Annotated in this window: 24 protein-coding genes and 1 riboswitch; of the genes, 11 read left to right on the top strand and 13 right to left on the bottom strand. The window is 54.1% G+C overall.

What is annotated here, in order from left to right; translation table 11 throughout:
- The 5 genes from A7D21_RS34475 to arsN2 all read right to left on the bottom strand — a co-directional run.
- A partial coding sequence (locus A7D21_RS34475; RefSeq protein ID WP_371859227.1) for an MFS transporter occupies positions 1-585 on the bottom strand: 585 nt, incomplete at its 3' end.
- Positions 586-669: 84 nt separating this feature from the next.
- A complete protein-coding gene (locus A7D21_RS18445; protein ID WP_256556259.1) occupies positions 670-1,647 on the bottom strand; it encodes an NAD(P)/FAD-dependent oxidoreductase in 978 nt (325 codons plus the stop codon).
- Entirely contained in the window at positions 1,613-1,756 is a 144-nt protein-coding gene (locus A7D21_RS36270; RefSeq protein WP_236713098.1) for an FAD-dependent oxidoreductase, read from the bottom strand. The genes A7D21_RS18445 and A7D21_RS36270 overlap by 35 nt, the downstream gene beginning before the upstream one ends.
- 38 nt (positions 1,757-1,794) lie before the next feature.
- Complete coding sequence (locus A7D21_RS18440; protein WP_069552307.1) at positions 1,795-2,142, bottom strand: helix-turn-helix transcriptional regulator; 348 nt, start codon at positions 2,140-2,142, stop codon at positions 1,795-1,797.
- A gap of 87 nt (positions 2,143-2,229) precedes the next feature.
- Positions 2,230-2,691, bottom strand: coding sequence for an arsenic resistance N-acetyltransferase ArsN2 (arsN2, locus tag A7D21_RS18435; RefSeq protein ID WP_058410995.1), 462 nt, complete (start codon positions 2,689-2,691; stop codon positions 2,230-2,232).
- 129 nt (positions 2,692-2,820) lie between these two features.
- On the opposite strand from arsN2, the gene A7D21_RS18430 reads away from it, so the two are divergent.
- From A7D21_RS18430 to A7D21_RS18400, 7 genes are read left to right on the top strand one after another with little or no spacing between them, the layout of a single operon-like run.
- Positions 2,821-3,243, top strand: a complete 423-nt coding sequence (locus A7D21_RS18430; protein WP_058410996.1) for an arsenate reductase ArsC — start codon at positions 2,821-2,823, stop codon at positions 3,241-3,243.
- Positions 3,240-3,596, top strand: a complete 357-nt coding sequence (locus A7D21_RS18425; protein ID WP_058410997.1) for a metalloregulator ArsR/SmtB family transcription factor — start codon at positions 3,240-3,242, stop codon at positions 3,594-3,596. The genes A7D21_RS18430 and A7D21_RS18425 overlap by 4 nt, the downstream gene beginning before the upstream one ends.
- A gap of 24 nt (positions 3,597-3,620) precedes the next feature.
- Positions 3,621-4,904 (top strand): arsenic transporter, encoded by a 1,284-nt coding sequence (locus tag A7D21_RS18420; RefSeq protein WP_032856859.1) that lies wholly within the window; start codon positions 3,621-3,623, stop codon positions 4,902-4,904.
- A 16-nt stretch (positions 4,905-4,920) separates the two neighbouring features.
- A complete protein-coding gene (locus A7D21_RS18415) occupies positions 4,921-5,391 on the top strand; it encodes an arsenate reductase ArsC (protein WP_033902850.1) in 471 nt (156 codons plus the stop codon).
- Between the two features lie 47 nt (positions 5,392-5,438).
- Positions 5,439-6,152 carry an arsenical resistance protein ArsH gene (gene arsH, locus A7D21_RS18410; RefSeq protein ID WP_033902849.1) on the top strand — a complete coding sequence of 238 codons (714 nt, stop codon included), beginning with the start codon at positions 5,439-5,441 and terminating at the stop codon, positions 6,150-6,152.
- A 20-nt stretch (positions 6,153-6,172) separates the two neighbouring features.
- Positions 6,173-6,595, top strand: coding sequence for an arsenate reductase (glutaredoxin) (gene arsC / locus A7D21_RS18405; protein ID WP_058410998.1), 423 nt, complete (start codon positions 6,173-6,175; stop codon positions 6,593-6,595).
- Positions 6,596-6,624: 29 nt separating this feature from the next.
- A complete protein-coding gene (locus A7D21_RS18400) occupies positions 6,625-7,698 on the top strand; it encodes an ArsO family NAD(P)H-dependent flavin-containing monooxygenase (protein ID WP_058410999.1) in 1,074 nt (357 codons plus the stop codon).
- 47 nt (positions 7,699-7,745) lie between these two features.
- Here A7D21_RS18400 and A7D21_RS18395 read toward each other — a convergent pair whose 3' ends face one another.
- Both A7D21_RS18395 and chrA read right to left on the bottom strand, forming a co-directional pair.
- Complete coding sequence (locus tag A7D21_RS18395) at positions 7,746-8,276, bottom strand: arsinothricin resistance N-acetyltransferase ArsN1 family B (RefSeq protein ID WP_033902846.1); 531 nt, start codon at positions 8,274-8,276, stop codon at positions 7,746-7,748.
- Positions 8,277-8,563: 287 nt separating this feature from the next.
- Entirely contained in the window at positions 8,564-9,784 is a 1,221-nt protein-coding gene (gene chrA / locus A7D21_RS18390) for a chromate efflux transporter (protein ID WP_058410841.1), read from the bottom strand.
- 592 nt (positions 9,785-10,376) lie between these two features.
- Between chrA and A7D21_RS18385 the strand changes: the two genes are divergently transcribed.
- The 3 genes from A7D21_RS18385 to A7D21_RS18375 all read left to right on the top strand — a co-directional run bounded on the left by A7D21_RS18385 (position 10,377) and on the right by A7D21_RS18375 (position 13,354).
- Positions 10,377-11,864 carry a SulP family inorganic anion transporter gene (locus A7D21_RS18385; protein ID WP_058410840.1) on the top strand — a complete coding sequence of 496 codons (1,488 nt, stop codon included), beginning with the start codon at positions 10,377-10,379 and terminating at the stop codon, positions 11,862-11,864.
- A gap of 11 nt (positions 11,865-11,875) precedes the next feature.
- Complete coding sequence (locus tag A7D21_RS18380; RefSeq protein ID WP_058410839.1) at positions 11,876-12,727, top strand: universal stress protein; 852 nt, start codon at positions 11,876-11,878, stop codon at positions 12,725-12,727.
- 126 nt (positions 12,728-12,853) lie between these two features.
- Positions 12,854-13,354, top strand: coding sequence for an NUDIX hydrolase (locus tag A7D21_RS18375; RefSeq protein WP_153426187.1), 501 nt, complete (start codon positions 12,854-12,856; stop codon positions 13,352-13,354).
- 142 nt (positions 13,355-13,496) lie between these two features.
- On the opposite strand, the gene ppa is transcribed toward A7D21_RS18375, so the two are convergent.
- The 3 genes from ppa to crcB are packed head-to-tail and all read right to left on the bottom strand — an operon-like array spanning position 13,497 to position 14,777.
- The gene (ppa, locus tag A7D21_RS18370; RefSeq protein WP_058410837.1) at positions 13,497-14,027 is read right to left on the bottom strand and encodes an inorganic diphosphatase; all 531 of its coding nucleotides are present in this window, start codon (positions 14,025-14,027) and stop codon (positions 13,497-13,499) included.
- A gap of 2 nt (positions 14,028-14,029) precedes the next feature.
- Positions 14,030-14,383, bottom strand: a complete 354-nt coding sequence (locus A7D21_RS18365) for a DUF190 domain-containing protein (RefSeq protein ID WP_058410836.1) — start codon at positions 14,381-14,383, stop codon at positions 14,030-14,032.
- Between the two features lie 10 nt (positions 14,384-14,393).
- A complete protein-coding gene (gene crcB / locus A7D21_RS18360; RefSeq protein WP_017337059.1) occupies positions 14,394-14,777 on the bottom strand; it encodes a fluoride efflux transporter CrcB in 384 nt (127 codons plus the stop codon).
- A gap of 138 nt (positions 14,778-14,915) precedes the next feature.
- A riboswitch (Fluoride riboswitch) is annotated at positions 14,916-14,977 on the bottom strand.
- Positions 14,978-15,921: 944 nt separating this feature from the next.
- On the opposite strand from crcB, the gene A7D21_RS35405 reads away from it, so the two are divergent.
- Positions 15,922-16,269 (top strand): hypothetical protein, encoded by a 348-nt coding sequence (locus A7D21_RS35405; RefSeq protein WP_141718236.1) that lies wholly within the window; start codon positions 15,922-15,924, stop codon positions 16,267-16,269.
- A 248-nt stretch (positions 16,270-16,517) separates the two neighbouring features.
- On the opposite strand, the gene A7D21_RS18345 is transcribed toward A7D21_RS35405, so the two are convergent.
- From A7D21_RS18345 to A7D21_RS18335, 3 genes are all read right to left on the bottom strand, one after another.
- Complete coding sequence (locus tag A7D21_RS18345; RefSeq protein ID WP_058410833.1) at positions 16,518-16,766, bottom strand: hypothetical protein; 249 nt, start codon at positions 16,764-16,766, stop codon at positions 16,518-16,520.
- A gap of 482 nt (positions 16,767-17,248) precedes the next feature.
- Positions 17,249-17,887, bottom strand: a complete 639-nt coding sequence (locus A7D21_RS18340) for a hypothetical protein (RefSeq protein ID WP_058410832.1) — start codon at positions 17,885-17,887, stop codon at positions 17,249-17,251.
- The gene (locus A7D21_RS18335) at positions 17,877-18,815 is read right to left on the bottom strand and encodes a hypothetical protein (RefSeq protein WP_141718235.1); all 939 of its coding nucleotides are present in this window, start codon (positions 18,813-18,815) and stop codon (positions 17,877-17,879) included. The genes A7D21_RS18340 and A7D21_RS18335 overlap by 11 nt, the downstream gene beginning before the upstream one ends.
- Positions 18,816-19,080 lie beyond the last annotated feature (265 nt).

Raw genomic sequence — 19,080 nt, 5'->3', positions numbered from 1 at the left:
AATGGACGAGGGACTTGTAAGAGGTGCAGATTCGGCTGGGGGGCCTTTCTCGCTGGGAATTGTCAGAAGATGGATTGGTAGTCCAACTACCAGGTGCATTGCGGCTAAGGCAAAGCAACTGTACCTCCACCCGATCTGGTGCTCTAGGCCTGCGATCAGTGGCCAGCCTAAGGTGCTGGCAAACCCACCTAGCAAGGTTAGACCAGTCATCGAGGCACGTGCGTGGTCGCCAAGTAGTCGTCCGAGAGTCGAAAACGCTGCGTCATAAAGGCCAGCAGCCATGCCCGCGCCGATCAGCGTCCATGCTAGGTAATAAACGGCCAAGTGACTGGCTAAGCCCATCAACAGCATACCCATCGCCAAAAATAACGAGCTAGCTGCCAACACGGGGCGTCCCCCACTTTGATCGATCCATCGTCCCACCATGGGCGAGCAAGCTCCTGCGACCAGCAGTCCCCAAGATAATCCAATCACTACGCTCGTAACTGACCATCCTGTTTCTTTGGTGATTGGTGTTGCAAGAACTGCTGGCAGGTAATAGGTCGAACTCCAAGCAAGGATTTGTGCGATGCCTAATGCCCACACAAGCTTGAATCGGTTGATAGGTCGTTGGCTGCTTTCTAGGTTTTTCACTAGCTACGGACTCTTGTTTTTTCGGACGCCAGCGGCTCAGTTTTGCGTTACGAGCGTCGGGGCGGCTTCTAACTTACGAACTCGCTTTAGCAAATACCGAAGTATTTGTTCGGCATCAGGCCCCACTCCTCGTAGGGTTGCAGAAGCGAAGTTGCGTTGTTTGGGCAAGCCTACAAAGTACAAGCCTGGAACATGAACGGCTCGCCCGTCGCGCTGCGCCACTCGTCCCTGCTCATCCATTACTGGAAGGCCTTGGAGAAATGGCAGGTTCGGACGATAGCCAGTGGCAAAAATCAGGCTATCAACGGTTTCATGCTGCCCTTCGGCCCAAATAACGCCTGTTGAAGTGACCTCGGAGAACATTGCTGCTTGATTGAAGCGTCCGGATCTCAGAGCCTTTCTGTACGTACCGTCGTCCAGTACAGGCGTGCTTTGATCGTTTAGCCACTTAGTTTTCTCTAGGCCTGTCCATTTCAACCAAGTATGAAAATCTGCTCCTAATATCCGTTGTGGCGCGAATCGAATCGCCTCTCGCGTGGCCAGAGTCACGGTTGCAACTTTGGATAAATCGTAAGCGATTTGTACAGCCGAGTTAGCAGCGCCAACTACGACGATGCGTTGCCCACTAAATGCTTCTGCATTCCGATAATGAGCACTGTGAAGCTGAGTGCCGCTGAAGTTCTTGAGCCCAGGGATATCGGGTACGTAGGGACGACTGAAGGCTCCTGAGGCCACGACCACCGCTCTCGCACAAAAGCTTTGTCCGTTCGCTGCAGTGATCCGAAATCCTTCGCCTTCCTGACCTACGTTCGCGACCCTAATCCCTTGAAGGATAGGTAACCGGAAGAAGTCGGCATAACCTTCCAGATAACGCACTACTTCATCCCGAGAAGGGTAGTGGCCTGCTGCTCCAGGAAATGGAAGCCCCGGAAGAGAGGAATATGCTGCTGGCGAGAACAATTCAAGGCTATCGTAGTAATTACGCCAGTTCCCCCCCAGGCTGCGATTGCTCATCAAAAATGCGGAAATTGAGGCCGTGCTGCTTCAGGTGCCAACCGGTAGCCAACCCTGCTTGGCCAGCACCAATGACAATAACATCCAACATCTGACTGCTTATGTTCATGTATGCGCACTCATGCACGTATTTATGCAAAAAAAGGCTCAGACCTTTTCGCCTGGACAGCACAGTGGAACGATGCTTTTGGTGTGGATGAGGATGGCCTCTAGACGCTTGATAATGGCTGGGCCGTCCACTTCATAGAACATCTGGCGCCCTATCTTAGTGGCTCTAACGATCCCCGCCTCTAGTAGCACCTGAAGGTGGCGAGACACAACCGAACGCTCTTGAGGTAAGTCAGCCGCAATTTCAGTGACATCAGCACGGCCTAGTAGCATTACGCGCTTCAGCACTGCGATTCGCGGTGGCTCACAGAGGGCTTTGAAGAATGCACCGTCCAGCGACTCTATGGCGGCCTCGATTGCCTGGGTTCGGTTCAGTAATAAGGTCATGTAGCGACTATATGTGCATGTACGCGCACATGTAAAGGATCGGTCGAAACTGGGCACTACCTCCCAGGCTATCGGATGGGCAGACTATCAGCCATTGTCGAATGGTAACGCCTTGCACATGTAGCAAGCCGAGCCAGGGCAAAGCCCCCTAAACTGCTCCGTCTGTGAGATCAGAGACGGCGCAGAGCCTCGCTGGTTCAGTGCGTAGCCCTGCCGTTCAAAAAAGCCTGATGCAGTTGTTGTCAGCAAATGAAATCGAGCGATTCCCTGCCCGGCGGCTATCGCTTCAATGACTCGAAGCATTTCAGCTCCAACCCCTTTCGATCTGTATGCGGGCTCCACGACCAGAGAGCGCAGCAACCCGTTCGTACCATGCGTTTCGAATCCTCCCCATGCGACCGTCTCACTGTCCAGCGTGAACTCAAAAAAGGTTCGGCCAGGAAGATCAATATCGTCTGATGGAAGGTCAGCAGATTTCAGTGCATCGCGAAAGCGCTGCCATTGCCCACCGGCTATTTCCGTTGCCTGGATCATCATCTCCCACTCCATCCTTTCATCTCCTTTGTGCCGCTTTGCATGGACTGTTACGGCCCAAGCCGAAGCCGTAGTCATCATATTCGCTTTACCGAATATCTGCCAAAGCGTATATTCGATTTTCCATATGCATCGAGTCTAGTCATGACCCCTGCTATCAAAGTGCTTTTCGTGTGCGTTGCCAACTCAGCCCGCTCCCAGCTTGCAGAGGCTTTGCTGCGTCACACCGACCCGCGCTTCGAGGCCTTCAGCGGAGGATCCCAACCGTCTGAGGTTGATACGCGCACGATTCAGGCGTTGGAGGCAGTTGGAGTCGATGCGACGGGCCTGCGAAGCAAGTCCATCAGCGAGTTTCAAGCTGATCGATTCGATTACGTAATCACTCTTTGCGATAAATCCGCCAGCGAGTGCCTACCAATGCCCAGTGCAGGTGAAGTCATTGCCTGGGACTTTCCTGACCCAGTAACGAGCGATGATCCCGGTGCATTTCGCCACACGCTCCACGACATCCACGAGCGCATCAAGCTCTTCGTTTTGGTCAAGACCAAACACCTGGAGGATCTATGACAGAACCCATGAACCCCACCACGTTATTCAAGTGCTTGGCGGATGACACCCGAGCCAAAATTTCCCTGCTCGTCGTGAGCGAAGGCGAGCTGTGTGTCTGCGAGCTGACGGCGGCACTCGACCTGAACCAGCCGAAGATTTCTCGTCATTTGGCCCTGCTGCGTTCTGCTGGTTTGTTGATGGATCGCCGGCAAGGTCAGTGGGTGTACTACCGCCTGAACCCCGATTTGCCTGCGTGGGTAACTGCGGTTTTGAAAGAAGTCGTAGACGCCAATCAGCAATGGCTGGAAACCGATACTAAACGCCTGTGCGGTATGAACGACCGTCCGATCAACCAGGCCGTGTGCAGCTGATTCACGCCCAACCGGATTAACGAAATGCTGATTGCCGTATTGATATTTATCGCCACCATCGTGCTCGTCATCTGGCAGCCTAAAGGGCTCGGAGTTGGTTGGAGTGCCACGTTGGGTGCCATCGTGGCGTTGCTGGCAGGCGTCGTTACTCTTGCAGACATACCCGAGGTCTGGCGCATCGTCTGGAATGCTACCGGAACTTTCATCGCGGTCATCATCATCAGTTTGCTGCTTGATGAGGCAGGCTTTTTTAAATGGGCTGCGCTGCATGTGGCCCGATGGGGAGGCGGAAGCACCCGCAAGCTGTTCGCATTTATCGTCCTGCTTGGCGCAGCGGTGTCGGCCCTGTTCGCCAATGACGGAGCAGCATTGATCCTCACACCCATTGTGATCGCGATGTTGCTGGCGTTGCGTTTTTCTCCTGCGGCTACTTTGGCATTCGTCATGGCAGCCGGTTTTATCGCCGACACGGCGAGCTTACCGCTGGTGGTTTCCAACCTGGTCAACATCGTTTCTGCCGACTACTTCGATATCGGCTTCAACGAATATGCTTCGATCATGGTGCCGGTAAACATCGTCAGCGTGGCAGCGACATTAGCCATGCTGCTGTGGTTTTTCCGCAAAGATTTACCAAAGACCTATGACCTCAACCAACTGAACAATCCGGACGAGGCAATCCACGACCGGGCCACGTTTGTAGCCGGCTGGTGGGTGCTGGCACTACTCCTGATCGGCTTCTTTGTCATTGAGCCATTGGGGGTGCCAATCAGCGCCATTGCAGCGGTCTGTGCGTTCATTCTCTATGTCATCGCGGCTCGTGGTCACGCCATCAACACAAGCAAGGTGCTCAAAGAGGCCCCATGGCAAGTGGTGATTTTTTCCTTGGGTATGTATCTGGTCGTCTATGGCTTGAAGAACGCGGGCCTGACCGACCACATCGCGCAGATCCTGAACGTGTTCGCCGGTTATGGCGTTTGGGGCGCGTCCCTGGGTACAGGGCTGCTAACAGCATTGCTGTCTTCGATCATGAATAACATGCCTACGGTTCTGGTTGGCGCCTTATCCATTCATGCCGCCGAAGTTGATGGCGTCGTACAGCAAGCGATGGTGTACGCCAACATCATTGGCTGCGATCTAGGCCCGAAGATCACTCCAATTGGCAGTCTGGCCACGCTGCTGTGGCTGCATGTGCTGGCCAAGAAGGACATCAAGATCAGCTGGGGTTACTACTTCAAGACTGGGATCGTGCTGACCCTGCCTATCCTCGTCGCCACCTTGTCTGCCCTGGCATTGCGCCTCAGTTTCTGAATCAAGGAATCTTCTGATGAAAGTCTTGTTCATGTGCACCCACAACAGCTGCCGCAGCATTCTGTCCGAGGCGCTGTTCAATCACCTGGCGCCTGAAGGCGTAGAAGCGGTCAGCTCGGGGAGCTTTCCCAGTGGCCGGGTGAATCAAAGGGCACTGCAGACACTGGAGGCGGCGGGTATCTCTACTGCGGGCTTAAGCAGCAAGGCTTCGGACGCTTTTGAAGGCTCGCCGCCAGACATCGTGATCACTGTCTGTGACCGGGCTGCAGGTGAGGCATGCCCAATCTTCTTCGGGCCAGCTTTGAAGGCGCATTGGGGGCTGGCCGACCCGTCTGAGGCTAGCGGGTCGGAAGCCGAGATCACCGCTGCGTTTGAAACCACACTCGCCAAAATTCACGAGCGCGTGAGCGCATTTCTTGCGCTGCCACTGAAGACCATCAGCACTGACCAGTTGAAAGCTGAACTGAACCGCATCGGTTCGCTTTAAAGATCAACCGAGGCGGCACCCAACCAGGCGCCGCCGTAGGAGTTTATATGCAAGAGACATTGCCGAACGTTCACGCCGACCTGATCGACATTCCTTCGTTGGAGCAACTGGCACCTCGTACGCCTTCGCTCCATAAGCCTCGAATTCTGCTTTTGTACGGATCGACGCGAGAGCGCTCTTTCAGCCGGCTGGTGACTCAGGAAGCAGCCCGCTTGTTGGAAGAGTTTGGCGCCGAAACCAAGATCTTTGACCCATCAGGTCTCCCGCTGCCGGATGACGCTCCCGATACACATCCCAAGGTCGCTGAGCTGCGCGAGCTGATGCAATGGTCTGAGGGGCAGGTGTGGTGCTCCCCTGAGCGTCACGGCTCCATGAGCGCAGTATTCAAAGCCCAAATTGACTGGGTACCGCTGGCGATGGGCGCTGTACGGCCTACGCAAGGCAAAACCCTTGCAGTGATGCAGGTCTGCGGCGGCTCGCAATCTTTCAACGTGGTCAATCAGCTGCGCGTACTGGGCCGATGGATGCGGATGTTCACCATCCCAAACCAATCTTCGGTGGCCAAGGCATTTACCGAGTTCGACGAGGCAGGTCGTATGAAGCCGTCCTCGTACTACGACCGACTCGTGGACGTGATGGAAGAGCTGATGAAGTTCACCCTGCTGTTGCGGGATCGCCAGGATTATTTGGTTGATCGGTACTCCGAGCGCAAAGAGTCCGCCGAAGAGCTTTCCAAACGCGTCAACCAGCGCTCCATCTAACGTCAGTGCGAGGAAACTGTATGAGCCAGATCACGATCTATCACAACCCGCAATGTGGCACCTCTCGCAACACCTTGGAGCTGATCCGCAACAGCGGAGAAGAGCCGACTGTTATCGAGTACCTACAGACCCCACCTGACCGCACCACGCTTGTCAGGTTGATCAAGGATATGGGTATTGAGGTGCGGGCCCTGCTTCGCATCAAAGGCACTCCTTACGAGGAGTTGGGACTGGGCGATACGTCACTTACTGATGATCAGCTCATCGATGCCATGATGGCTCACCCCATCCTGATCAATCGCCCCATCGTCGTGACGCCCTTGGGCACACGCTTGTGTCGACCGTCAGAGGCAGTCCTCGACCTTCTGCCGCAAGAGCAGCGCGGCAGCTTCGTCAAAGAAGACGGACAAGTCGTCATTGATGAGAATGGCCGCAGGGTTTAAACCGATGTAAAGCAGATGGGCCTGGGGGGATGCTGGTGAATCAAAACTCGAAATTTGATGTAGTGGTCATTGGCGGTGGCCAATCCGCGCTCACCGTAGCCTATTTCTTGAGGCGTACAGGCCTTTCCTATGTATTACTCGACGCCGAGTCAGCACCGGGAGGGGCCTGGCGGCATGGGTGGGATTCTCTCCGACTATTCTCGCCGTCTGCTTGGAGCTCAATTGCCGGCTGGCCCATGCCAGCAGTATCCGAGGGGACTCCTGGGCTGGACGATGTTATCGACTATCTAACTCTGTACGAGCGTCGATATGACTTTCCCATCATCCGATCCACGCGGGTAAACCGTGTCGAGAAAATCGAAGACGGATTACGGGTTGTCTCCGAGGACAGAGCCTGGGAGGCCAAAGCGGTTATCAGTGCAACAGGCACCTGGAGCCGCTCATTTATCCCAAGCTATCCCGGACAGGAGTTGTTTTTAGGGCAGCAGCTTCATTCCGCTCATTACGTTGGGCCGGATGAGTTTGAGGGGAAAACTGTCCTTGTCGTCGGTGGTGGCAACTCGGGAGCCCAGATTTACGCCGAGGTTTCCAAAGTGGCTCAGGCAACCTGGGTAACTCAAGAAGTCCCAAAGTTTCTACCTGATGAGGTTGATGGGCGCGTCCTGTTCGAACGAGCTACAGCTCGATTGAAGGCGCAACAGGATGGTGTGGAGCCTGAGCAGCCCGCTGGAGGGTTGGGCGACATCGTAATGGTGTCATCGGTGAAAGACGCTCGTGAACGCGGTGTATTGAGAGCGGTACGGCCATTCACGCACTTCACTTCGACAGGCGTTGTGTGGTCATCAGGAGACGAAACAAAGTTGGACGTTGTCATCTGGTGCACGGGATTTTCTCCCGCGCTCGACCACCTGAGCAGCCTGGGCGTTGTAGGCCTGGACGGTAAAGTGGCTGTGGACGAAAATCGAAGTGTTGCGTCACCCAATTTGTGGCTGGTGGGTTACGGCGATTGGACGGGGCTCGCCTCTGCGACATTGATCGGAGTAACCCGCACCGCTCGGGATGTAGTCAACCAAGTCCAAAGCTATCTCACTAGCGAACCCTGATGTCTCGCGACGCAAATCGAGTGTGCCTACTGTGATGCGACTTCAAGCTAAGGAAAGAGAATAGGCTCCAGTGGAGGAGTTGCCGGACACAGCCCGAGTCGCCAGTAGCCGACGTCGTGCCATTTCCCAAGCTTGAAGCCTACCTCCGGATATGTGCCGATGTGGACGAACCCCAGCGACTCATGCAGGCCCACACTTCCTTCATTGGGCTGTGCAATTCCGGCGTACGCTGCGCGAAATCTCTGCTTCTCAAGAATCGGAAGCAAGGTCTCATAGAGCTCACGGCCAACACCCTGACGGCGAGCCGATTCAGCTATGTATACCGTCACGTCAACTGCCCATCGGTAGGCCGGGCGTGCGCGGTGCTGGCTTGCATAGGCATAGCCCTTGACCTCCCCATCTTCTTCGGCCACAAGGTAGGGATATGTTTGAAGTGTGGTGGCTATTCGCTGAGCTATTTCCTCAGCGCTTGGCGGGATCTCTTCGAACGAGATCGCCGTTGTCGAAACTATCTGAGCGTAAATGCACTGGATAGCTTGTGCATCTGCCACCACTGCAGCGCGAATTGTGACAGGCATGTAGGACGTCCATGAGTAAGAATTTGAACACTACCTTTTCCTGGTCAGCTTTCGCCATTAGGCCATTAGAAAAAAGAGCGGCCTGAAATCTGTGTACCTCACTTGGGGGCTTGTCTTTCGTATAGTCCTAGCTCAAGACCACAGAAGGTTTATCGCGAAATTAGGGCCGCAATACATGCTCTCAGTTCTGCCCCTTAGGCTCATCAAATCCATCGGCTGCATCAACAGCTCAGCACACTGTAATCGTGCGCGAAGCAACTCGTCCTGACGGTATCGTTTAGCCGGCCTCAAAATACACTGCTGAGTAACCATCCGAAGAGGCCTCCAGCCAAGACTACCAACCATGGAGGAGCCTTCCAGAACATCAAGGCCACGAGAGCTATCAGCGTCAAGCCAAAGTCTGTAGGAGTGAATATGGCACTCGTCCAGACAGGGTTATACAAGGCCGCCAGAAGAAGGCCCACAACTGCTGCGTTTACGCCTGAAAGTGCAGCTTGGGTGCGTAAGCTTTTCCGCAGTTGCTCCCAGAATGGCAAAACGCCGATTACGAGCAGGAAAGAAGGGGCAAAAATTGCTAGGACGCACGCGGTAGCCCCGAGCCAACCAGAAGGTTGGGCATTCATGGACGCGCCAAGAAATGCTGCGAAGGTAAAAAGCGGGCCCGGTACGGCCTGTGCTAAACCATATCCGGCAAGAAATGTGTCATTGGCTACCCATCCGTTCGGCACGGTAGCTGATTGAAGCAGCGGCAGCACGACGTGCCCACCTCCAAAAACTAATGACCCAGTACGGAAAAAGGCATTTACCACAGCTAACGCTTGAGAGGGCCACACTTGAATCAGTAATGGCAGGCCAGCTAAAAGGCCGAAGAACAGCAGCAACAACACCACGCCGACTTTTCTGCTCACCGATATGGGCAAAGACTCCGTAGTTTGGCTTTCATCGGTTTTGAAGAGCATCATTCCTATGACAGCGCCGAAGAAAATCACGCCGATCTGCCCCCAGGCATGCGGCCAAAGCAGTGCAGCATAGGCAGCAAACACGGCGACGGTTATTCGAGGGGCATCAGTGCAAAGACTGCGGCCCATTCCCCAGACGGCTTGAGCAACGACAGCCACCGCGACAATTTTAAGACCATGTAAAAGACCGCTCGGAAGCGCCCCTCCCCACGAGGACATACCCTGAGCGAATAAAACCAGGATTATTGCCGAAGGCAATGTGAAGCCTGCCCACGCAGCTACTGCTCCAGGAACCCCAGCACGAGATAGTCCTAAACCTATTCCAACCTGGCTACTGGCGGGCCCCGGCAAGAACTGGCACAGAGCAATCAAATCCCCATAGCTACGCTCGCTCAGCCATTGGCGTCGAGCGACAAATTCTTCGCGAAAGTAAGCTAGATGTGCAATCGGGCCTCCGAAGGAGGTGAGCCCTAGGCGCAGAAACACCAGAAAAACCGCCCAAGGGGAGTCAGTCGTGACGGCCTTTACACTACTTTCGGCTGACAATATTCATCACTCCCAAAATGATTGCTGCACAAAACCAAATACTTTGGAGCAAACGGTATATAGGCTAAACGATGGCCTTCCTTAGGCATACGCGGCTAGCCCTGCGAGTGGATCAGAACTTGGTTTCATAATGATGTACCAACCTCAGCGAAAACCAGTTCGAGTTCTAAGCGGGTCTCGCGAGATGCTTACGGCTTTCACCATTGCCACACGTAACAGAGCCGTATCTACAAATTAGACTTTGCTAAAAAACCAACTCTTCAGCTACCTCTCCTTCAGCATTAAATTTTCGTGGGGCTTGACACTGAGTCCCGATCAAGGGTTGATTTGCTGTATACTGCCGGCTCTGCATACCCTTGAGCTACAGGAACATCAGCATGACTGTACTCCAAACGATCTACTGGCAGCCTACGCCGCCTTAGCGCTACGCCCCCTCGCAACAACCTGCTTCCGCTAGCCTCGCTCGCGGGTGCGCACTGCTGTACGCCTGGTTTTACACCTTAAGCGCACAGCAAAAAAATCCTCAAAATTTGAATTTGTATCGACTCGCTCGCCATTCCCTTGGCGTGCGCGATGCTTTGCCTTGGATATTTCTATGCTGCAAAAACTTAGACAAACGTGGTTTTCTAACGTCCGTGCCGACGTGCTCGCGGGGCTGGTAGTCGCACTCGCGCTGATCCCGGAAGCAATCGCCTTTTCCATCATCGCCGGGGTAGATCCCAAAGTCGGTCTCTACGCCTCCTTCTGTATCTGTGCTGTCATCGCCTTTGTCGGCGGGCGCCCGGGAATGATCTCGGCGGCTACCGGCGCCATGGCACTGCTCATGGTGACGCTGGTAAAAGAGCATGGACTCCAGTACCTGCTGGCCGCGACTCTACTGTGTGGCGTACTTCAAATCCTTGCCGGCTACCTGAAGCTTGGCTCGTTGATGCGGTTCGTTTCACGGTCGGTAGTCACCGGTTTTGTAAACGCATTGGCGATCCTGATTTTCATGGCGCAGTTGCCGGAACTTACGAATGTCACCTGGCATGTCTATGCCATGACCGCTGCGGGCCTGGGAATCATCTACCTGTTTCCGTATGTGCCGAAAATCGGCAAGCTGATTCCCTCTCCATTGGTGTGCATTCTGACGCTGACGGCCATCGCCATTTACCTCGGTTTGGATATCCGCACCGTCGGTGACATGGGCCAACTGCCTGATACGCTCCCGATCTTCCTCTGGCCTGAAGTTCCGCTGAATTTTGAAACCCTGCGCATCATTTTCCCGTATTCGGCTGCGTTGGCAGTAGTGGGTCTACTCGAATCAATGATGACCGCGACCATCGTCGACGACCTTACCGATACCACCAGCAACAAAAACCGCGAGTGCAAAGGCCAGGGTGTGGCCAACATCGCTGCCGGTATGCTTGGCGGCATGGCCGGTTGCGCCATGATCGGCCAGTCGATCATCAACGTTAAATCTGGTGGCCGCACCCGTCTCTCGACATTGTGTGCCGGCGTTTTCCTGCTGCTGATGGTGGTATTTCTTGGCGAATGGCTCTCCAAAATCCCTATGGCGGCACTCGTGGCTGTGATGATCATGGTGTCCATCGGCACCTTTAGCTGGGATTCTTTGCGTAATCTGAAAGAGCATCCGCTGTCGACCAACCTCGTCATGGTGGTGACCGTCGTGGTCGTCGTGGCCACTCACAACCTAGCCTACGGCGTACTGGTAGGTGTGCTGCTGGCTTCGCTGTTCTTTGCCAATAAGGTTGGGCATTACCTGGATATCAAGAGCACTCTGGAAGAGACGAAATCGCATCGGACTTACTACGTCGTGGGCCAGGTGTTCTTTAGCTCTGCGGACAAGTTCACTGAGGTTTTTGACTTCAAGGAAGCGCTCAACAAGGTCACCATCGATCTCACACAGGCGCATTTCTGGGACATCACCGCCGTCGCAGCGCTGGATAAGGTCGTGATCAAGTTCCGACGCGAAGGCGCTGAGGTTGAAGTGCTCGGTCTCAATGAAGCCAGCGCAACAATCGTTGACCGCTTCGGTGTGCATGACAAGCCCGGTGCCATCGACAAGCTCATGGGCCACTAAGGAGAACGACAATGACCCACGTAATGGCATGCATTGATAACTCACAATCCTCATTGGCGGTCTGCGATTACGCAGCATGGGCCTCGCAACGACTCAGCGCTCCCCTGACCTTGCTTCATGTGCTGGATAAGGAGAAATATCCTGCATCCGCTGACCTCAGCGGCAATATCGGTCTCGGTAGCAGAGAACATCTACTGGAAGAGTTGGCCACGCTGGATGCGCAGCGGGCAAAACTGGCCTTGGAACATGGGCAGCACATGCTTGAAAAAGCTCGCGAGCGAACAGTCCACTCTGGAGCCATGTCACCTGATATGAAGCAGCGCCATGGCCATCTCGTCGAGAGCCTGAGCAATCTCCAAGACGATATTCGGTTACTGGTGATTGGAAGAGTCGGTGAGGACAGCACGCGCAGTGCCCAAGGTCTTGGCAGCCAGATTGAAGCGGTAGTCCGAACTATCCACCACCCCATCCTCATTACAACCAGCCATTTCAGGAAACCTGAAACGGTCATGGTGGCATTTGACGGCAGCGCTACAGGACACAAGACCGTACAGATGCTTGCTTCAAGCCCGCTGTGCGAAGGCCTGCCAATTCATATCGTCATGGCTGGTACGGACTCCGAAGAAAATCAGAACGAGCTGGAGAAAGCACGAGCCACATTTGCCTCTTCTGGCTCGCTGGTGCATGCCGAGATCCGCCCAGGCGAAGTGGAGTCGGTACTCCATGCATATCAGGCAGAGCACGGCATTGACCTCTTGGTCATGGGGGCGTACGGGCACTCACGCATTAGGCAGTTTCTGGTAGGCAGCACGACCACGACGATGCTGCGAACATCCACTTCACCCGTATTACTGCTTCGCTGAGCCAGTTCCACTGGCCACAGTATTTCCAGAACTGCGGAAATGCCGTGGCCACCTTGGACGATGACTAACTGATCTTGCCGTAACGAGACCACATGCAACTCACTAACTGAAATTGTTCACCCCGAGCTGAAATCCAAGCAGGGCAGAGTATTCCGTCGACATGCAGCACGCGGCATCGTGATGTGGGGTGAACAGATTCTGCTGCTGTTCACAGAGCGCTATAACGACTTCAGCTTTCCTGGTGGCGGTCTTGATGGTGACGAGGACATTGCCACAGGTCTGAAGCGCGAGCTTGAGGAAGAGACTGGTGCCCGTGAAATACAGGTGCTCCAGCACTACGGTTACATCGAGGAGTACCGGCCCTACTGGAAGCCACAGTACGATCTGATGCACATGACATCGCATTTTTATCAATGCGAAGTAGCGCCACAGCTAGAGCCCGTGAGAATGGAAAGCCACGAAATCGCTAATGGTATGCGGCCTGTCTGGATCAACCTACATGAGGCCATATCGCACAATGAAGCCGTGATGCAGCGTCAGGACTCATCGATGGGGCAGTCCATTCAGCGCGAAACTTTCATGCTGAAAAAAGTTGCTGCGGAGTTGCTGGTGCAAATCAGCCGTTGACGGGGATGGGCGAGTCAACATCGCTCCTTCATTCCCAGCATATGTTTCCCCGGATATTTGATGATCGGAGCAACTGAGGCCCAGCATAATGCAGGAACCTCAGCGCGATCCTCCGACACAGGCATTTGAATCTGGCGTAAGTCTATTTGGGGATATACGCAGCTACCGACTTGCGAATCTCTTCCCGCGCTTCATCGGCGCTGCCCCAGCGGCCCATCTTCACCCACTTACCCGGTTCCAATGCTTTGTAGTTTTCGAAGAAGTGCTGGATCTGTGCGAGGAGTAACGCAGGGAGGTCTGAGCACTCCTTTACGTCGATGTACATGGAGCTGAGTTTTTCATGAGGCACTGCGATCACCTTGGCATCGGCTCCGGCTTCGTCAGTCATGTACATCACACCAACCGGGCGACTGCGGATGACAACTCCAGGTGAGACGGGATATGGACAAACCACCAGGACGTCCAGCGGATCGCCATCGTCGCTCAGCGTGTTCGGGATAAACCCGTAGTTGGCCGGATAGAACATCGGTGTACTGAGAAAGCGGTCAACGAAAATTTGTCCGCTCGACTTGTCCACCTCGTACTTGATCGGCGAGTGGTTTGCAGGAATCTCGATAACGGTGAAAAAGTCATCGGGGAGGGCGTTGCCAGCTGGGATGTCCGCGTAGCTCATGTTCACAGCTCCGAAGTTGTGGAGGGTGTTGAGCTGGAGGGCGTTTTTCCAAGGGTGCCCATCTCGATTGGCGTCTTGGTGAAAAACACCGATATTTCCTCAGAGTCCAATCGTTTGAACAATCGTTCTGCCTCATCTTCCGTGATGGCCAAGCGAATCTCCGTGGGTTGATCCGCCAGCTCAAAAAAGTGCGATGAATGCAGTTTTCCTGTGTGCCCAAACCCTTCGATTCCGGTGCAGAGCGTGGCGCCTCGCAACCCCATTTCTTTAGCCACGTCGACGATCCAATCGCCTAGCATCTTTCCCTGATAACGACGGTTTTGTTGGGTGAAGAAAACGACCATATAGCCTTTCATTTCTATCTCCTCAGCGAGTACCAATCATTTGGTAGGACAGAAGCCCGGCAGCGGTCATCGCTAACGAGCCTGCAACGTGCAACGAAATTGAGCCAAGCGCCCAGACCAGTCTGCCCTCCTGAATCAAGGCAACCGTTTCGGCTGAAAATGTAGAGAAGGTGGTAAGCCCACCACAGAAACCCGTGATGATCAGGAGACGCCACTCTGGACTGAGGGTAGGAGAAGCGGCCAAGAAGGCGATGGCCAGGCCGATGATGTAGCCCCCAACCATGTTCGCGACCACAGTACCTGGGGGAATCGTAGGAAACAGAGCATTCAGTTTCATGCCCAATATCCAGCGCAACCAGGCTCCAAGTGAAGCACCAACGGCGATGACCATTAATGACTTCAGCATGGCGAGCCCACCTCATCAGACCTGAGTGGACTAACTCGCAAGCGGCTCGCGCCGAAAGAAAAGGGAAACTCGGAGGGTAAGATCATAGCCTGTCCTAAAATGGAGGACAGGGAGGCGCACCTACGCACCCTGTCCAGGGTTCACGTAGGCATCATCAGCACGAAGGCCGTTAAAGGAGGAATGCCATCTCCTGATCTGATCCTATAGCATCAGCGCCAATGGTATCAATAGGCATCAAGAGCAGCTGCATGCAAGCGATCTGAAGGCCCTTTTGGCTAGGCAAGATGTTTGATTGTTGGCGCTGATTGAAAACTGACCCATCCTGCCGATTGAAAATTGACCCAGGGAGGATTGCTGATTTTTGTCCCAGCAATTGTGGATAGGAAGGTGAGTTGGCCGGACGGTTACAAATGATCGACATGGCCACTGTATCTGCTACTGGGCGCGGTCGTAGGCGATCAAAATTCGCACTTGGTGAATCGAAATTTCATAAATGTTAGCGTTTTCGCCTGCTTTAAAGCCTTTTTTATAGTTTTTCGAGGATGTTTGAGTGAAAATTCAGATTGACAAATAGGCAATTTATTTACCGTTCGTCGGCAATGTCCATTTTATTTTCACCCCCCCCTCTTGAAAATTTTTAAGCGAGACGGAGTTCTTATATTTGAGAGCAAGATAAAAGCGGCAGTGGCCCAGGCACCGCTTTTCTCACAGGATTTCGCCGGCTTTTACATCTGATATTTACGGCTTCTAGATCACACGGTTTTGAGGACTGAAGGTGAATTTGAGGTTGGAATGGTGGGGCTGGGGGCGGAGGAGAAATCGCTTTACTTTGCAGCCGTAGGCTGCTGCTTACGCTTTGACGTCAAACCAATAGGGCTCTTTTGCTGGGATCAGTCCGTCTGAAATTCCACCCGTCTCGGACAACAGGCGTCTGCAAACGTCCGCCCCCGTCATATTTCTAACGAAATGCATTTGCTGACCCTATACGCACGTTGAAAATTCTGGCCTGTAAACCAAATTTTTACACTGTAAACTCCTGTGATTAACACGTTAAAAAATTGGTTTACAGGGTGCACCTGAATTCTGGCCGCGCTTGGGGTTATGTTGCCAATTTATGGATAATGCGAGCCCGACATCGGATCCTATGACCCCACTGTCTGATGGCCAGCTCTGGTCTCTTGCCTGCGAAGCCTATGGGGATGATCTCCCTGTAATCCTTCTATCGCTTTTAAGCGCCTACGAGCGTCGTCCTGGGCTGAATAATCCTATCCGTGTTCACAGGTCGGTTATCGGCGTTGATGGCTTTACAGCGCTTCGAGAGGCCCTTGTTACACAGCGCTCCAATGGTTTCCATCAGCTCGACGGTTGCTTGGAAATCCGTGAACCTTTGGCTTGGCATCTCGTACGCCATCTGCAGCAGAAGCTGATAATCGATGGGCATGCCCCTGCTTCAATCCGCGACCAGCGTTTTGCGGCAGACCTGGGGCTTTAAGTTTGTCCCGTTGAGACACTTAGTCGACCATTGGGTTGATACGATCCTGATCGTCATCAGTCTGTCGGCCTCTCTGCCCGACCTCGATCGCTGCTGTTCGGACATCCACTCGCCCGCGTCGCTGAACTCTTGCATCATTTCTGCGGAACCCCATTAGTGTCAGGGGCTCCGGAGCTTTCTTGTTCTGCGTCTCCGCAAGAGAAAGAGAAACGCCCCGCATGGGCGGGGCGTGGTTACCAGCGCCGAACTCAGCGCTCTTTGTTCGCCTGTGAGAGCACGGAGCCGGCCAGGCTCAACACCATCTGGCTGTGGCCCGACTCACCCAGAATTTTGCTGGCGAGCTCCTCCATCCGAGCGCTGGTTTGCTTGGTAGTTGAGGCCTGAGAAAGCGCCGAGCCAGCCAGCTCCTTGGCCAAAGCCGAGGATTTAGAATCAAGCAATACAGCCGAGGCCAGGCTGGCGATCGAACTGCTGGTTTGTTTCGCGTTAAAGCTCATATTCTTACCTTCTGATCAGAGATTAAGTGCCCCGACTCAGCGCTAGCGCATCGAACCACGCGTCACCTTTATTTGACGCGGCAGTTCGCAATTCGATGTAATGCGTTCACTCAAGTCAGGTTGACTAACCGTATGGCTTTGAGAGCGGGTGGGTCACGGAACGTTTGGCGACCTAACGTGACCACTCGCTGAACTTGCCTCCCGTATAGGGATACGGTACTGCAAACACCATATCTTGGGTGTTTTTGGCGCAGCAGCCACAAGATGAGCGATTTTCGCGCGGTTATCAAGCGTTGAAGACACACATGCCCTGTGGATAATGTGTGTATATCCTGTTGGCCGTAGAGCCCAAGCTGCATACCGCTTGGCTTGCAGCGAGCCCCAAAAATTTCGAACTTTTTTCCGCTGGCCATTACGTGATTCGTCGTGAGGCTCTGAAACGCTCATGCATGCTGAACTGGCGTCGATGGGGCCAGGGCTGCCTAGAGGTAGTCGAGGAAGATCGATCCATCGTGCTCTTTGCGCACAAAGGACAGCTCTTCGGGGTATCCATCGACGCCAATCAGCTTGACTACACCGTCCGCACGCTCGTGCATGCAAACCAGAGTACACGTCGCAACCTCGGCGGCGACCTCGGCTTCATGGAGGCTATAGCGTGGGATGTGGTAAGTATCGCCGGCTTGAAGGCAAAGGCGATGTGTTTCGACTACCGCTTCACGCAGCTGAGTTTTACGCAGGGTATTCGCCGTCTGTTGAAGGTAGCGATTCCCTTCATAGATCACTTCGTACACCGGGTGGCCCGCAGTAGATCCATCGGTAACGGGCGTGCTGATGTACTGAATGTTAGTCAGCGTGCCGACCAGTATTCTGCTGCTCACATGCGTATCGTGCAGGTGGATGCGAGCGGGCATTCCCGTGATCTGGCGTACGCCGTTGGGCCAGAGATGCAGGCGCCATTGCTCAACGTCCGAGCGTTTGAGCAACATGACGTAGAAGCCATGCGGATGCTTGAGGCATTTGGGGGTCTTCTGGTTGATCCAGGCTTTCAAGGTATCCTTGATGAAAGCATTTGAGAGACCGGCAAGATCATGGAGGTTGAGAAAGTCCAGATCAGCTGACATACGGGGAGCTTTCCTTTACCGAAGCTTCCGCAGCCGTCACCACGTCCGACGGTATGATGCCCAAACCAAACATGGACTGGAGTACCTCGCTGGGGGCGACCTTGGTAGGTATCTCCACGCTGGCGGCCTCTCTGCGGATCAACCCCAGCTCATGCGCATACGCCGCATAGTCTCGATGGGTGCGGTGGTAGCGGTAGGCGAAGTCTTTGGGGTCTTCGCGTGTGATGATCAGCTCTTGAGACGACCCTTCGATCCGGAATGTCGACAGCCGCTTGCTTAGATAGAGATGCACGATGAGCAGAGAGGGGTAGTCCATCTGGGCCCTGGCAATAGTGAGGATGGTCGCCAGTACTTCAGACTTAACGTAATTCACGCTCCACAGCTTGCTGTCGAAGGTCGCGCTTTGCCGAAAACGAGCGTACTGCTCGCACAGCGCGTCGTCCCTGAAGTCGAGCAAGATTGCTTCGATCCGGATCGGCTGGCGATGTCTCTTTGCCTGCTCCAAGAGCTTCGGAAGGGTGTCTGCGCGAAAATGCCGACCCGTCCGCACACTGATCTGATAGTCAACGGATTCGGCAACGATGCGATCAAGATTTTGCGAGATGTCCTGAGGCAGAACGACCGCAGCTTTCTGGACTTCATTCGGGTCAACGAAAAACGAAATGTAGAGCGTGGACAGAATCGCAAACGCACCACTAGCCACCACAGACGTCAAGAAGCTGTTGAACGCAGTTAGTGCGGGAGAGGGTTGCGGGATGCTTGCGATCCACAGGATGGCCAGGAAGCACAAGGCGAGCAGAGTGCAGCTGGCGATCAGGAAGCTGCGGCGTTGATGAGCCGAGCTGAAAATGCCGGACAGAGACATGTCGTCTACCTTGAGAATTCCGTTTCGGTCGCGGATTTTGCTCGGCGTGATGGCGTAATGCAAGCATGAAGCCTCACAAGCAACGGGCGCTGCGATCCGAAAACTGATCCGAGGGTGCAAATCCGAATGCTTAAGCTAGGCTCAGATCGAAGCGATCTAGGCGAAGTTTTTTCCGCTGATCAGCGCCAAAATCGAGTCTCGAATCACCGCAGCGAATGGATGAAGAATCGTGTGACATGTCACAAAGGAGTATCGCTTTGCATGATTCCTTTATGCCATACTCAATTCACTAGGCGATTTTCGCCGGTTGATCCCGCTCCAAATCGGC

The sequence above is a fragment of the Pseudomonas sp. AP19 genome (assembly GCF_001728855.1).
In the GTDB taxonomy this organism is placed as follows: domain Bacteria; phylum Pseudomonadota; class Gammaproteobacteria; order Pseudomonadales; family Pseudomonadaceae; genus Aquipseudomonas; species Aquipseudomonas fluorescens.
Note: the sequence above shows the minus strand (reverse complement) of the source record. Positions and strands in the feature narration are given on the sequence as shown.

Excerpts from the sequence above, each read along its gene's own strand:
- A7D21_RS18445 (WP_256556259.1), bottom strand. The coding sequence starts at position 1,647 with ATGAGCAATCGCAGCCTGGGGGGGAACTGGCGTAATTACTACGATAGC.
- A7D21_RS36270 (WP_236713098.1), bottom strand. The coding sequence starts at position 1,756 with ATGAACATAAGCAGTCAGATGTTGGATGTTATTGTCATTGGTGCTGGC.
- A7D21_RS18440 (WP_069552307.1), bottom strand. The coding sequence starts at position 2,142 with ATGACCTTATTACTGAACCGAACCCAGGCAATCGAGGCCGCCATAGAG.
- arsN2 (WP_058410995.1), bottom strand. The coding sequence starts at position 2,691 with ATGGAGTGGGAGATGATGATCCAGGCAACGGAAATAGCCGGTGGGCAA.
- A7D21_RS18430 (WP_058410996.1), top strand. The coding sequence starts at position 2,821 with ATGACCCCTGCTATCAAAGTGCTTTTCGTGTGCGTTGCCAACTCAGCC.
- A7D21_RS18425 (WP_058410997.1), top strand. The coding sequence starts at position 3,240 with ATGACAGAACCCATGAACCCCACCACGTTATTCAAGTGCTTGGCGGAT.
- A7D21_RS18420 (WP_032856859.1), top strand. The coding sequence starts at position 3,621 with ATGCTGATTGCCGTATTGATATTTATCGCCACCATCGTGCTCGTCATC.
- A7D21_RS18415 (WP_033902850.1), top strand. The coding sequence starts at position 4,921 with ATGAAAGTCTTGTTCATGTGCACCCACAACAGCTGCCGCAGCATTCTG.
- arsH (WP_033902849.1), top strand. The coding sequence starts at position 5,439 with ATGCAAGAGACATTGCCGAACGTTCACGCCGACCTGATCGACATTCCT.
- arsC (WP_058410998.1), top strand. The coding sequence starts at position 6,173 with ATGAGCCAGATCACGATCTATCACAACCCGCAATGTGGCACCTCTCGC.
- A7D21_RS18400 (WP_058410999.1), top strand. The coding sequence starts at position 6,625 with ATGCTGGTGAATCAAAACTCGAAATTTGATGTAGTGGTCATTGGCGGT.
- A7D21_RS18395 (WP_033902846.1), bottom strand. The coding sequence starts at position 8,276 with ATGCCTGTCACAATTCGCGCTGCAGTGGTGGCAGATGCACAAGCTATC.
- A7D21_RS18385 (WP_058410840.1), top strand. The coding sequence starts at position 10,377 with ATGCTGCAAAAACTTAGACAAACGTGGTTTTCTAACGTCCGTGCCGAC.
- A7D21_RS18380 (WP_058410839.1), top strand. The coding sequence starts at position 11,876 with ATGACCCACGTAATGGCATGCATTGATAACTCACAATCCTCATTGGCG.
- ppa (WP_058410837.1), bottom strand. The coding sequence starts at position 14,027 with ATGAGCTACGCGGACATCCCAGCTGGCAACGCCCTCCCCGATGACTTT.
- A7D21_RS18365 (WP_058410836.1), bottom strand. The coding sequence starts at position 14,383 with ATGAAAGGCTATATGGTCGTTTTCTTCACCCAACAAAACCGTCGTTAT.
- crcB (WP_017337059.1), bottom strand. The coding sequence starts at position 14,777 with ATGCTGAAGTCATTAATGGTCATCGCCGTTGGTGCTTCACTTGGAGCC.
- A7D21_RS35405 (WP_141718236.1), top strand. The coding sequence starts at position 15,922 with ATGACCCCACTGTCTGATGGCCAGCTCTGGTCTCTTGCCTGCGAAGCC.
- A7D21_RS18345 (WP_058410833.1), bottom strand. The coding sequence starts at position 16,766 with ATGAGCTTTAACGCGAAACAAACCAGCAGTTCGATCGCCAGCCTGGCC.
- A7D21_RS18340 (WP_058410832.1), bottom strand. The coding sequence starts at position 17,887 with ATGTCAGCTGATCTGGACTTTCTCAACCTCCATGATCTTGCCGGTCTC.